The organism is Aminobacter sp. MET-1, assembly GCF_026521175.1.
Classification (GTDB): Bacteria; Pseudomonadota; Alphaproteobacteria; order Rhizobiales; family Rhizobiaceae; genus Aminobacter.
The window spans coordinates 1-12,038 of record NZ_JAMSHL010000043.1 but is presented as its reverse complement, the minus strand read 5'-3'; the positions used below and the strand labels follow the sequence as shown (position 1 = coordinate 12,038).

The 12,038-nt window shown below is 64.9% G+C and carries 14 protein-coding genes; 7 read left to right on the top strand and 7 right to left on the bottom strand.

Going from position 1 to position 12,038, the window contains the following annotated elements; genetic code table 11:
- From NDO48_RS28730 to NDO48_RS28715, 4 genes are all read right to left on the bottom strand, one after another.
- Nucleotides 1–1,517, bottom strand: a 1,517-nt coding sequence (locus NDO48_RS28730; RefSeq protein ID WP_267322865.1) for a 2Fe-2S iron-sulfur cluster-binding protein, incomplete at its 3' end; no start/stop codon positions are given.
- Nucleotides 1,517–1,897, bottom strand: coding sequence for a sarcosine oxidase subunit delta (locus tag NDO48_RS28725; RefSeq protein WP_018429403.1), 381 nt, complete (start codon nt 1,895–1,897; stop codon nt 1,517–1,519). The genes NDO48_RS28725 and NDO48_RS28730, both read right to left, overlap by 1 nt.
- A gap of 12 nt (nt 1,898–1,909) precedes the next feature.
- Entirely contained in the window at nt 1,910–2,344 is a 435-nt protein-coding gene (locus NDO48_RS28720; protein ID WP_018429404.1) for a hypothetical protein, read from the bottom strand.
- The gene (locus NDO48_RS28715; protein WP_018429405.1) at nt 2,344–3,597 is read right to left on the bottom strand and encodes a sarcosine oxidase subunit beta; all 1,254 of its coding nucleotides are present in this window, start codon (nt 3,595–3,597) and stop codon (nt 2,344–2,346) included. The genes NDO48_RS28720 and NDO48_RS28715 overlap by 1 nt, the downstream gene beginning before the upstream one ends.
- A gap of 233 nt (nt 3,598–3,830) precedes the next feature.
- Between NDO48_RS28715 and NDO48_RS28710 the strand changes: the two genes are divergently transcribed.
- On the top strand, nt 3,831–4,589 hold the full coding sequence (locus tag NDO48_RS28710) for an SDR family oxidoreductase (protein ID WP_018429406.1): 759 nt from the start codon (nt 3,831–3,833) through the stop codon (nt 4,587–4,589).
- Nucleotides 4,590–4,634: 45 nt separating this feature from the next.
- On the opposite strand, the gene NDO48_RS28705 is transcribed toward NDO48_RS28710, so the two are convergent.
- Nucleotides 4,635–5,798, bottom strand: coding sequence for an MFS transporter (locus NDO48_RS28705; protein WP_018429407.1), 1,164 nt, complete (start codon nt 5,796–5,798; stop codon nt 4,635–4,637).
- Nucleotides 5,799–5,946: 148 nt separating this feature from the next.
- Nucleotides 5,947–6,759: an AraC family transcriptional regulator gene (locus NDO48_RS28700; protein ID WP_018429408.1), complete on the bottom strand. Its 813-nt coding sequence runs from the start codon at nt 6,757–6,759 to the stop codon at nt 5,947–5,949.
- 116 nt (nt 6,760–6,875) lie between these two features.
- Between NDO48_RS28700 and NDO48_RS28695 the strand changes: the two genes are divergently transcribed.
- Nucleotides 6,876–7,262, top strand: a complete 387-nt coding sequence (locus NDO48_RS28695) for a DUF2000 domain-containing protein (RefSeq protein ID WP_323848134.1) — start codon at nt 6,876–6,878, stop codon at nt 7,260–7,262.
- A 5-nt stretch (nt 7,263–7,267) separates the two neighbouring features.
- On the opposite strand, the gene NDO48_RS28690 is transcribed toward NDO48_RS28695, so the two are convergent.
- Entirely contained in the window at nt 7,268–8,455 is a 1,188-nt protein-coding gene (locus NDO48_RS28690; protein WP_018429410.1) for a glycoside hydrolase family 5 protein, read from the bottom strand.
- A gap of 238 nt (nt 8,456–8,693) precedes the next feature.
- On the opposite strand from NDO48_RS28690, the gene rpsU reads away from it, so the two are divergent.
- The 5 genes from rpsU (at nt 8,694) to NDO48_RS28665 (ending at nt 11,907) form a co-directional block, all read left to right on the top strand.
- The gene (gene rpsU, locus NDO48_RS28685; RefSeq protein ID WP_018429411.1) at nt 8,694–8,951 is read left to right on the top strand and encodes a 30S ribosomal protein S21; all 258 of its coding nucleotides are present in this window, start codon (nt 8,694–8,696) and stop codon (nt 8,949–8,951) included.
- Between the two features lie 185 nt (nt 8,952–9,136).
- Entirely contained in the window at nt 9,137–9,937 is an 801-nt protein-coding gene (locus NDO48_RS28680; protein WP_416377228.1) for a tetratricopeptide repeat protein, read from the top strand.
- A 23-nt stretch (nt 9,938–9,960) separates the two neighbouring features.
- Nucleotides 9,961–10,554 carry an NAD(P)H-dependent oxidoreductase gene (locus tag NDO48_RS28675; protein ID WP_018429413.1) on the top strand — a complete coding sequence of 198 codons (594 nt, stop codon included), beginning with the start codon at nt 9,961–9,963 and terminating at the stop codon, nt 10,552–10,554.
- A gap of 70 nt (nt 10,555–10,624) precedes the next feature.
- The gene (locus NDO48_RS28670) at nt 10,625–11,101 is read left to right on the top strand and encodes a DUF992 domain-containing protein (RefSeq protein ID WP_018429414.1); all 477 of its coding nucleotides are present in this window, start codon (nt 10,625–10,627) and stop codon (nt 11,099–11,101) included.
- A 173-nt stretch (nt 11,102–11,274) separates the two neighbouring features.
- Nucleotides 11,275–11,907, top strand: a complete 633-nt coding sequence (locus tag NDO48_RS28665; protein WP_018429415.1) for a LysE family translocator — start codon at nt 11,275–11,277, stop codon at nt 11,905–11,907.
- The last annotated feature ends 131 nt before the right edge of the window (nt 11,908–12,038 follow it).

The window sequence follows — 12,038 nt, the reverse complement described above, 5'->3', positions numbered from 1 at the left end:
CTCGGCCCATCGACAACGGGCCGCCCCTCATCCGCGCCTCCATCACCCAGACGTCCGAGGCCGCGCCGCCGGCAGCGGGGGGGGGGGGGGGGGGGGCCCCCGGCTTCCAGCGCCTGCGAGATCGTGTCTTCCAGGCCGTCTGAGCCGTTGCAGGCGCCGACCGAGACGCAGTCCTGGGCGTAGGTGCCCGGCAGGAAGCGGCGCGTGTCGGCGTCGAAGGCGACCTTGCCGCGCGACTGCGAGAACATGTGCACTGACGGCGTCCAGCCGGCCGACATCAAGAGCGCGTCGACGGCGATGGTGCGCTCGGCGCCGCCGGCCTTGGCCTGCACGGTCATCGACTTGATGCGCTGGCTGCCGTTGACGCTGGTGACGGCGCGGCCGTGATTGACCTCGATGCCGAGAGCGCGCGCCTCGTCGACCAACGGTCCGGACGGGTTGTCGCGCAGGTCGACGATTGCGGCGATGCCGATGCCGGCCTTCTTGAGGTCGATCGCTGCGGCGTAGGCGCTGTCATTGGCGGTGTAGACGCCGACATTGCGGCCGACGGTGACGCCATAATGGTTCAGATAGATGCGCGCGGCGGACGCCAGCATGACGCCGGGGCGGTCGTTATTGGCGAACACCATGTGGCGCTCGATGGCGCCGGTGGCGATGACCACGCGCTTGGCGCGGACCTGCCACAGCCGCTCGCGCGGTGCCTCGCGATCGGGGCTGGCGAGATGGTCGGTAACACGCTCGGTCAGGCCGACGAAGTTCTGGGCGTAGTAGCCGAACGCCGTGGTGCGCGACAGAAGCGTGACGTTGTCCATGGCGGCGAGCTTGGCAGCAACGCCTTGCGCCCATGCCCAGCCGTCCTGTCCGTCGATGACAGCGCCTTTTTCGAAGCGCAGTGCGCCGCCGAACTCGGCCTGCTCATCGCAGATGATGACACGCACGCCGGTTTCGGCCGCAGCAAGGGCTGCGGCAAGGCCGGATGCGCCGCCGCCGAGCACCAGCACTTCGCAATGGGCATAGCGCGACGAATAGTGGTCTGGATCGGGCTGGTCGGGCGCGACGCCCAGACCGGCGGCCGAGCGGATGTTGGGCTCGTAGAAATTCTTCCACGCAGCCTTCGGCCACATGAAAGTCTTGTAGTAGAAGCCGGCCGAGAAGAACGGCGAAGCGAGGTCGTTGACCGCGCCGACGTCGAACGAGAGCGACGGCCAGCGGTTCTGCGAGGCGACGTCGAGCCCGTCATAAAGTTCTTGCACGGTGGCACGAACATTGGGCGTCTTGCGCGCGGCGTCGCGGCTGACGGTAACCAGCGCGTTCGGCTCCTCGGCGCCGGCCGACAGGATGCCGCGCGGGCGGTGATACTTGAACGAGCGGCCGACGAGATGCACGCCATTGGCGAGCAACGCCGACGCCACGGTGTCGCCCGCAAGCCCCGTCATCGACTTGGCGTCGAAGGTGAAGCGCGCGGTCTTCGCCGGCGTCAGGCGGCCCTGGCCGGAAATGCGGTAGGAACCGGCCATCATGCCTCTCCCTTGGTGGAGCGTTTTGCCTTGGGCTTTTCGTTGAGCTGGTCCGGCGGGCGGTTGGCCCAGGCTGCGGGACCGCCTTCGGCGTGAAGCGTCGAGGCGTCAGGTTTCGGCTCACCGGCCTTGTAGGTCAAAAGGAACTTGTCCGAGACCGTGTCGCGCGCCGCGTTGAAAAAACGGGCGCAGCCATGGACATGGCGCCAGCGTTCGAAAACGAGACCCTTGGGGTTCGAGCGGATGAAGAAGAACTTCTCGAAGTCCTCGTCGGAGATCGAAGCGATGTCGGTCGGACGGGCGATATGCGCCTCGCCGGCGTTGCGGAATTCGAGCTCGGGGCGCTCTTCCTCGCAATAAGGGCAACGAATGAGAAGCATCTGGATAAATCCCTAGAGTTCGCCGGGTCCGACAATGGTGCCTTGCGGCTGGTCGCAGAGCCTTTGGCCCAATGCCTCGAACGGTGCGACGCGTCTGATCAGCGTCTCGACAGTATCGGCAGGCAGAAACAGGTCGCGGCTCGAGATGTTGAGGAAGGTAAGTTCGAACGGATTGGCCGAGACGATCACGTGGCGGCCGGGTGGCGCCTCGTGCTCGTCGTCGGGATCGTCTGTCGTCTCGATGAAGGAAACCACCTTGCGCCCACCGCTCCAGACACAGGCGAGCAGGCCCGAAGCGACAGAGAACGGCCACTCCGTCTCGTTGTCGCTGCGGCTGATCGTCTGCAGCCGTACCTCGCTGACGTCGGGGACATGCAGCATGCCCTTCTCGTTGGCGAGGACCAGCGGCGCGGCAACTGCCGCAATGGTGGCGGCGAGCATCGTCATCAGTGGGCGACGGCCGCCGCTGCCGCCTCGTCGATCAGGCGGCCGGTGCGGAAGCGCTCCAGCGTGAACGGCGCGTTGATCGGATGCGGCTCGTCGCGGGCGATGGTGTGGGCGAAGACGTGCCCCGAGCCGGGCGTCGCCTTGAAGCCGCCGGTGCCCCAGCCACAATTGACGTAGAGCCCCTGCACCGGGGTCTTGGCCAGGATCGGCGAACGGTCAGGCGTGACATCAACGATGCCGCCCCACGAACGCAGCATCTTCATGCGCGTGAACATGGGGAACATCTCGCAGATGGCGTCGAGCGTGTGGTTGATGATGTGCAGGCCGCCGGTCTGCGAATAGGAGGTGTACTGGTCGGTGCCGGCGCCGATGACCAATTCGCCCTTATCCGACTGCGAGATGTAGGCATGAACCGTGTTGGACATGACCACGCACGGGAACACCGGCTTGACCGGTTCCGACACCAGCGCCTGCAGCGGATAGCTTTCGAGCGGCATGCGCACGCCGGCCATGTCCATCAGCACCGAGGTGTGGCCGGCGGCAACCACGCCGACCTTCTTGGCGCCGATGAACCCCTTCGACGTCTCGACGCCCGAGACACGGCCGTCGGCGGTGCGGCGGATGCCCTTGACCTCGCAGTTCTGGATGATGTGGACGCCGCGATCGGAGGCGCCGCGGGCATAACCCCAGGCGACCGCGTCATGACGCGCGGTGCCGCCACGGCGCTGCAGCGTCGCGCCGACGACCGGGTAACGGGCGCTGGCCGAGATGTTCAGCGGCGGGCAGTAGGCCTTGGCTTCCTCAGGCGTCAGCCACTCGTTGTCGATGCCGTTCAGCCTGTTGGCATGCACATGGCGCTTCAGCACCTGCACGTCGTGTACGTTGTGCGCCAGCATCATGACGCCGCGCGCCGAATACATGACGTTGTAATTGAGGTCCTGGCTGAGCCCGTCCCACAGCTTCACGGCGTGGTCGTAGATGCCGGCCGATTCGTCATAGAGATAGTTGGAGCGGATGATGGTGGTGTTGCGGCCGGTGTTGCCGCCGCCGAGCCAGCCTTTTTCCAGCACCGCCACGTTGGTGATGCCGTGCTCCTTGGCCAGATAATAGGCCGTGGCCAGGCCATGGCCGCCGGCGCCGACGATGATGACGTCGTATTCGCTCTTCGGCTCGGGCGAGGACCACTGCTCCTCCCAGCCCTTGTGTCCGCGCATGGCCTCGCGGGCGATGGCAAAAACCGAATATTTCCGCATTTTTTCAGGGCCTCGCAGATGCCGGAAGCGTCAGAGCGCGAGGTGTAGCACTAGCGAAAAGGCGCTGTCACCCTTGCCCTGTTTGCGACGGTGTCTGCCGTTTTGCGCCGTCCGTTTGCGACACCCGTCTTGTCGTCGATTCTTGCCGCACGTATCGGGTGGCCCGTGATGCTGTGAATTGCGACCTGTACGCCAGAGCCGGAAGCGTCCGGCCAACTGCCACAGGAGCAAACATGTTCGATCTGAATGGAAAAGTCGCAATCGTGACCGGAGCGAGCTCCGGCATCGGCCGCGAGACGGCAAAGCTGTTTGCGCGGCAAGGTGCGCACCTGGTGCTTGCAGCGCGCGGCGCCCTCCCACTGGAAGCACTGGCCAGGGAAATCCGCGCCGACGGCGGCAATGCGGTCGCACTGGCCGGCGACGTCAAGGACGAAGCCTTTGCCCAAGCCCTGGTTGAGAAAGCGGAGACGTTGTTCGGCGGCCTCGACATCGCCTTCAACAATGTCGGCCTGGTCGGCGAGATGGGCCCGATCACCGAACTGGAACTGGCAGGCTGGACCGAGGTGATGGAGACCAACCTGACCAGCGCCTATCTCGGTGCCAAGCACCAGATCCCCGCGATGCTGAAGCGCGGCTCGGGCTCGCTGATCTTCACCTCGACCTTCGTCGGCTACACCGCGGGCATGCCGGGTATGGCGGCTTATGCCGCGAGCAAGGCCGGCCTGATCGGCCTGACGCAGGTGCTGGCCGCGGAATACGGGTCGCGAGGCATCCGAGTGAACGCGCTGCTGCCCGGCGGCACCGACACGCCGATGGCGACTTTCAAGACCGCCGACGAGCGCGCCTTCGTCGAGGGCCTGCATGCGCTGAAGCGCATCGCCCGCCCGGAGGAGATTGCCCGCTCGGCGCTCTACCTCGCCTCGGAAGCCTCGAGCTTCACCACCGGTGCCGCCTTGCTCGCCGACGGCGGGGTGTCGATCAACCGGCTCTGAGACCAAAACACCCCCGAGACCCGCGTCTCGGGGGTGCCAGAGCGATCAGGCCGTGCCGAGGCGCGCGGCCTTCATGTTGGGCAGGAAGATCGTCAGCAGGCCGAGCATCGGCAGGAACGAGCAGAGCTTGAAGACGTATTCGATGCCGCGTGAGTCGGCGATCACGCCGAGGACGGCTGCTGCGATGCCACCGATGCCGAACGCGAAGCCGAAGAAGATACCGGCGATGAGGCCGACACGGCCGGGCACCAGCTCCTGGGCGAAGACGACGATGGCCGAGAAGGCCGACGCCAGGATCAGGCCGATCAGCACCGTCAGCACCTTGGTCCAGAACAGATCGGCATAGGGCAGCATCAGCGTGAACGGCAGCACGCCGAGGATCGAGAACCAGATCACCGTCTTGGCGCCGAAGCGGTCGCCGATCGGGCCGCCGAGGAAAGTGCCGAGGGCGGCCGATCCGAGGAACAGGAACAGCAGGTACTGCGATTCCTGCACCGTTACGCCGAAGCGCTCGATGACATAGAAGGTGTAGTAGCTCGACAGGCTCGCCGTATAGGCCTGCTTGGAGCAGACGAGGATGGCCAGAACGACAAGCGCCGACAGCACCTTCTTGCGCGGCAGCGGATTGAACAGCGTGGGTGCCGCGCGCTTGGCGGCGCTGACGATGTGGCGGCTGTACCAGACGCTGACGCGGACGAGCACGACGATGCCGACCATGGCCGCGATCGAGAACCAGGCGATGCCGCCCTGCCCCAGAGGCACGACGATGAAGGCCGCGAGCAGCGGCCCGAGCGCCGAGCCGAAATTGCCGCCGACCTGGAACAGTGACTGGGCAAGGCCGAAGCGGCCGCCGGAGGCGAGGCGCGCCACGCGGGACGATTCGGGATGGAAAATCGCCGAACCCAGGCCGACAAAGGCCGAACCGACGAGCAGCATTTCGTAGCTGTGCGCGAAGGCCAGCGTCAGCAGGCCGATCAGCGTCAGGCACATGCCGATGGGCAGCGAGAACGGCAGCGGCTTCTTGTCGGTGTACATGCCGATGACCGGCTGCAGCAGCGACGCGGTGACCTGGAAGGTCGTGGTCAAAAGGCCGATCTGCCAGAAGTCGAGCTTGTAGTCGTTCTTCAGCATGGGATAGAGCGACGAGATCAGCGACTGCATAACGTCGTTGAGGAAATGGCTGAAGCTGACCGCAAGAAGAATTGCCATCACCGTGCCATCGGCGGAAGACGAACGGGCTGAAATGGCTGTATCGGTCACGGCATGACTCCGGGAACATTCTCAAAGGGACAGGTTGCAATAAACCTGCCCGGCCGAGCTTTCATGGTGCACGATGCGGTACTGTGGGGGCCAGTTATCAGGCCTTGGCAGAGCTCGCGAGCGTAGTGAAACGCCCCGGCGTGATGCCGAAGCGGGCGCGGAAGTGGCGTGTCATGTGGCTCTGGTCGGCGAAACCAGAGGCTGCGGCGACCTCGGCCAACGGCTCGCCGGCTGCCATGCGCGAGCGCGCATTCGCCAGCCTGCGCCCGACGAGATAGCGGTGCGGCGAGGTGCCGACAAGCCGGCGGAAGGCGCGCGAAAGCTCGAAGCGGTCGAGCCCGGTGATGCGTTCGAGATCATCAGAACTCACCGGCCGGTCGAACTCCTCGGCCAGGAACGAGCGTGCTGCGGCAACCTCGTCGACGGGAAGCTGCGCCGTGCGCCGTGGCCTTGCGTCGTCGCTGCGACGGGCCAGATGCTGGGCGACATCGGCGATGAAGGCATCGGCCTGCAGCGGCTCCATGGCGCCGGGGAAGTCGGTGAAGGCCTCGTCGATCAGAGCGGCAAGCCCGGCGTCGCGCTCGACAACGCCTGGCACGAACGGCAAAAGCCTGTCGCGGCCGAGCGCCCGGCAGATGAGCCACGGCTCGATGTAGAGCATGCGATAGGAAAAGCCCTCGGGCGCGCCGGCATGACCGTCATGCACCTCGTCGGGGTGAATGACCATGCATTCGTCGCGGACGCTGACCCTGTCGCTGCCGCGATAGCGGAAGGCCTGCGCGCCCGACAGCGTGTGACCGACGGCATAGGTTTCGTGGCGGTGCGGATCGTAGGCATGGCCGCCGAAGCGCGCGACAAGGCGCTGCAAGCCCTGGGTCGGTTCGTCGGTGGCGATGAAGTCGTTGATCATCCAGGGCGGATCCGCGGTTCCCAAGGCAGCAATGTCGTGGGGCTTGCACAAACGTTCAAGACCCTGTCAGGCGCAAGCAGCTAACCTCCGGCCATGATGTACCCGACAAAACCGCCCTGATCCTCCTCGACCATCTCGCCGCCTGGCAGAAGGTCAACATCTCGGCCTTCCTGACCGGCGGTCTGATGCACCGCTTTCCTGAAATGGCTGGCGAAGCCTATCGCGATGGCAACGACAACTATTATCTCGCCATGATCCGCGAGCCGGTCTTCGTCTATGGCGCGGACGTAGAGACGATGCGGCGCACCTTCGAGCGGGCCCGCTCGCGCGGCATCCCCTTCTCCATCTACACACGCCCGCTGTTTGCCACCAGCAACGACGCCGACAACCGCGCTTCGGTGGCGGCGACACCCACAGCCGAGCTCGAGCTCGTCGGACTCGGCCTGCATGGCGATCGCAAGCTCGTCGATAAGATCGTCAACGGCCTGAAGTTTTTGGTGTAGGCAGTTTACTTGGATGCAGCCAGGCGCTTGGAGATCGGCTCGAACTCCGGCGTCGGCTTGCGCTTGACCGGATCGGGCTCGTTCTTCTCCTGGGCTTCCCAGTATTTCCAGTTCACCTTGCCCGCGCCGAGTTCGTAATCCATGCCGTCCCAGGCGTCCTCGCGGAAACTGTAGAACGCCCAGTGCAGGTTGTTGGCGTCGAGATTGGTCAGCACGTCCTCGAGATATTGCTTGCAGAACGGCAGGCGGCGCATGCAGCCGAACTCGCCGGCGACCATGCGGTTGCGGGCAATGCCGCGGCTGTCGGCCCATTCGATGGGCTGGGCGAGATAGGCCTTCACCCGCTCGGCATCCCACTTCTGCGGCTCGCCATCGCCGAACGGCACCTTGCCCGGATAGGCGTAGGGCTTGTCGCGCTTCATGTTGGGGGCGCTTGTGGCGGCATAGGGTTCGTACATATGAAATGAATAGAGCACGCGCTGGTCGGTCAGCGCTGCCGGCCAGTAGGAGAATGCGTCGGCCGCCGCATACCAGCCGGCGTCAGCCATGACCGGCGTCACCGGATCGACCTCCCGGATCGCCTTGATCACCGTGTCGTAGAAGGCCCTGAGGTCGCGGGAGCTCTCGGCATTGCTGGTAAACCAGGAGCGCATTTCAGCGATCGAGGCGTGCTCGGCGAGCCCGCCTTCCTTCTCCGGTGCCGGCTCGTTGACGATATTGTAGGCGGCGACGGCAGGATGATCCTTGAGTTCTCGCGCCAGGTCGCGCCAGAAGGCGGCGGTCTGCGTCCAGTACGCCTTGTCGGCCCACAGGCGCCCGTCGAACCTGTTGTCGTTGTTCTGGGCCCAGCGCATGCCCGGCAACGACAAGGGCGCTATCACCACCTTGAGGCCGGCCTTGTCGGCGCGGTCGAGCACTTCCTTCAGCGTCTTCACGTCTGAGGCGACGAGCCCCTCATACTTGTCGGCGGTGCCGATCAGGAAGTCGCGCTTCTCCGGCTTCCACTTGTCATAGGACAGCCGCACCCAGGTCGCCCCATAGCCGCGCAGCGCATCGAAATAGGCCTGATCGGGCGGCAAACGGTTGAAGCTGTTGCCGCCATGCTGGGGCTCATCCCAGAAGCCGATGAGATCGGCGGCGCGAGCCTGCGGAATGGCCGCCGTCAGCGCCAGGGCGAAAATCAGTGAACGCATGGAATGCCTTGCATGTGGGATCAGAAGATGAGAGAGGCTTCCTCAGCGACGAATGCGGCGGAAGTGCGCATCGCCCGCGGCCTCGTTTCCCACAGATCTCAGGAAACGCGGCCTTTGCAGTGGACAGGCAGGCCTGATTCTGCTATCAGCCGCCGACAATTCCCGGTGGAACCCATCGCGAAGGCATTCTGGCTATGGCCGGCGCCTTCAGATTAGAACCCGAAAGACAGGATCACACGTGCAGGTACTCGTCCGCGATAACAATGTTGACCAGGCGCTTCGCGCGCTGAAGAAGAAAATGCAGCGCGAAGGCATCTTCCGTGAAATGAAGATGCGCGGTCACTACGAGAAGCCTTCCGAGAAGCGCGCCCGCGAAAAGGCTGAAGCCGTTCGCCGCGCCCGCAAGCTGGCCCGCAAGCGCGCCCAGCGCGAAGGTCTGCTGCCGAGCACCCCGCGTCCGGCTCCTTCGGCTGCCGGTGCCCGTCCGGCACGTTGATCTGCCTATCTTTGGTCCTTTTCGAAGGATAACGACGAGGTGGGGCGACTAATCATCGCCACCACCTTTTTGTTTTGTCCGGATTGCCACCGGATGCAGCGCCACCTGCCCGGGGCGCAAGCGAGGGACAACGAGCAATGAATGCAGTCGTGAGCCACCGCAGGCCTTCCGCGCGCGCGGGCGCCATGACCGCTCTCATTCTTGGTTTGGCCATTGCCGGCTGCCAGTCAGGCGGCCCGGCCGGCGAGCTGACCCGCATCGACACCATGCAGGGTTCGAGCGAGAACATCTCGTCGCTGAGCGCCGTCATCGCCAGCAATCCCAACGATCCCGAAGCCTACAATGTCCGCGGTTCGGCCTATGGCCGTGGCGGCAAGTACCGTGAGGCGCTGCAGGACTTCGACCGGGCATTGCAGCTCAACCCCAGCTACTACCAGGCCTATTCCAACCGGGCGCTGATCTATCGCTTCCAGGGCAATCAGGCTGCGGCGCTGGCCGACTACAACAAGGCCATCCAGCTCAACGCCTCCTACGACGCCGCCTATATCGGCCGCGGCAACCTCTACCGCAAGGCCGGCCGCACCCAGGACGCCTTCAACGATTTCCAGAAGGCGATCGAACTCGACACCACCGATCCGCGCGCCTACCACAATCGCGGCCTGATCTATCAGCAGCAGGGCCAGCACGCATTCGCCATCGAGGACTTCTCCAAGGCGATCTCGCTGTCGCCCGATGCCGCCGAGCCATACAACGGCCGCGGCCTGTCCTATCTCGCCACAAATGACGACGAGAACGCCTTCGCCGACTTCAACATGGCGATCAAGCTCGACGGCAAGATCGCCGAAAGCTGGGCCAACCAAGCGCTGATCTATGAGCGCCGCGGCGAAAAGGCCAAGGCCGCCAAGTCCTACTCCGAGGCTGTCCGCCTCGACCCGAACTACAAGCCGGCCGTCGACGGCCTGGCACGCGTCCGCAGCGGCGCCTGACACAAGGGACGGCGGGCCACATCGTGAACTGCCTCGTCGTCCTGTCGCATCCGCTGCCCGAAAGCCTGAACCGCCACTTCGCCGACATCGCGATGCGCGAACTGGCCGCTGCCGGCCACAAGGTGACGCTGCTCGACCTCTACGGGAGCGAATTCGACCCGCGCCTGACGCCTGCCGAACGCGGCTCCTATTATGGCGAGCGCTTCGACGAAACGGCCCTGGAGTTCCATGCGCAAGCCCTGCGCGAGGCCGAAATTCTGGTGCTGGTCTTCCCGACCTGGTGGTTCGGCCTGCCCGCGATGCTCAAGGGCTGGGTCGACCGGGTCTTCGCGCCTGGCATCGCCTTCGACCACGGCAGCGATTTCGGCCCGATCAAGCCGCTTCTCCACAATCTTCGCCATGTCGTCGCCGTCACCACACTCGGCAGCCCCTGGTGGGTCGACAGGCTGGTGATGCGCCGCCCCGTGCGTCGCATCCTGAAATGGGGGCTGTTCAAGGCCTGCGCGCCCAAGGCCAGCTTCGCCATGCTGCCTTTTTATGCCGCAGAAAAGCCTCAGCCGCAGCGCGTCATGCGCTTCGCCGACGCGATTCGCCGGCAATTGCGCAAGATCGCCTAGCCGCCCCTCATACGGGAACCTTTCGGCGGCTATCCGGTTGATATTGCTTCATCCCTGAAAGGACCCTCCGATGAACAAGCTCATCATTGCAGCCCTCGCACTTCTGCCGTTTTCAGTCCCGGCCCATGCGCAGTTCGGCGCAAAGATCGGGCTCTTGAGCTGCACCGTCGACGGCGGAACCGGTTTCGTCATCGGTTCAAGCAAGGATTTGCAGTGCACCTTCACTCCCGTCAACCGCAACCGTCCCCAGCAGATCTATTCCGGCCGCATCAACAAATATGGCCTCGACGTCGGCATGACCAAGGGCGCCAACCTGGAGTGGCTGGTGCTCGCCCCCTCCAAGGACGTGAGCGCGCATGACCTTCTGGCCGGCAACTATGTCGGCGCCAGCGCCGAAGCCACCATCGCCGTCGGCCTCGGCGCCCACGTGCTGGTCGGCGGCTCGCACCGCTCGATCGCCCTTCAGCCCCTCAGCGTCCAGAACCAGACCGGCCTGAACGCCGCACTTGCCATCGGCGCCCTGCAGCTGGTGGCGCCGCTGAAGTAGCAACGACCCGAACTCACAGAGAAGCCGGGCGCGGAGCTTTTCCGCGCCCGGCTTTTTTCTCCCAACATGGAGATCGGCTGCCGCAATTGACGGTATGCCACTGCACCTTTCGGGCTTTGCAGTTTCCCGGCATCTCTTCGCGAGCTGGATGGCCAGCTCACGAGGGAACGCGAATGCCCGACACAGCCAGCCTCATTACCTTCGCAGCAATCGCCCTCGGCATGGTGCTGACGCCGGGGCCGAACATGATCTACCTCGTGTCACGTTCGCTCAGCCAGGGGCCTAAGGCCGGCCTGATCTCGCTCGGCGGGGTGGCGATGGGTTTTGTCGTCTACATGCTCTGCGCCGCCTTCGGCATCACGGCGCTGGTGCTCGCCGTGCCCTACGCCTACGACGCCATCCGCCTTGCGGGTGCTGCCTACCTGCTGTGGCTTGCTTGGCAGGCAGTACGCCCCGGGGGACGCTCGCCCTTCCAGCTCCGCCAGCTGCCCCGCGACACGCCGCGCAAGCTGTTTGCCATGGGCTTCCTCACCAACCTGCTGAACCCCAAGGTCGCCGTGCTCTATCTCTCGCTGCTGCCGCAGTTCATCGACCCGGCCGACGGTAGCGTGCTCACCCAGCTTCTCGTGCTCGGCGCAATCCAGATTTCCATCAGCATCACCGTGAACGCCCTCATCGCCATTTCGGCCGGCTCGATCTCGACCTTCCTCGCCGGCAATCCGGGCTGGGTGGCGATACAGCGCTGGCTGATGGGAACGGTGCTCGCCGGTCTCGCGGTGAAGATGGCGACGGAAGCACAGCGGTAAGTAGCGCAGTCCCCTGTCATTCCCCCTCGGGCCTGCCGGCCAGGGAAGGGATGACACGATCGCAAAAGCAAAAAGCCCGGCGTTTTGCCGGGCTTTTCGTTGTCGGTGATGTCGATGGGCTGGCTGAGCTT

Coding starts and splice junctions, on each gene's coding strand:
- NDO48_RS28715 (WP_018429405.1), bottom strand. CDS start 3,597: ATGCGGAAATATTCGGTTTTTGCCATCGCCCGCGAGGCCATGCGCGGA.
- NDO48_RS28665 (WP_018429415.1), top strand. CDS start 11,275: ATGCCCGACACAGCCAGCCTCATTACCTTCGCAGCAATCGCCCTCGGC.
- NDO48_RS28670 (WP_018429414.1), top strand. CDS start 10,625: ATGAACAAGCTCATCATTGCAGCCCTCGCACTTCTGCCGTTTTCAGTC.
- NDO48_RS28680 (WP_416377228.1), top strand. CDS start 9,137: ATGACCGCTCTCATTCTTGGTTTGGCCATTGCCGGCTGCCAGTCAGGC.
- NDO48_RS28710 (WP_018429406.1), top strand. CDS start 3,831: ATGTTCGATCTGAATGGAAAAGTCGCAATCGTGACCGGAGCGAGCTCC.
- NDO48_RS28700 (WP_018429408.1), bottom strand. CDS start 6,759: ATGATCAACGACTTCATCGCCACCGACGAACCGACCCAGGGCTTGCAG.
- NDO48_RS28720 (WP_018429404.1), bottom strand. CDS start 2,344: ATGACGATGCTCGCCGCCACCATTGCGGCAGTTGCCGCGCCGCTGGTC.
- NDO48_RS28705 (WP_018429407.1), bottom strand. CDS start 5,798: ATGGCAATTCTTCTTGCGGTCAGCTTCAGCCATTTCCTCAACGACGTT.
- NDO48_RS28690 (WP_018429410.1), bottom strand. CDS start 8,455: ATGCGTTCACTGATTTTCGCCCTGGCGCTGACGGCGGCCATTCCGCAG.
- NDO48_RS28725 (WP_018429403.1), bottom strand. CDS start 1,897: ATGCTTCTCATTCGTTGCCCTTATTGCGAGGAAGAGCGCCCCGAGCTC.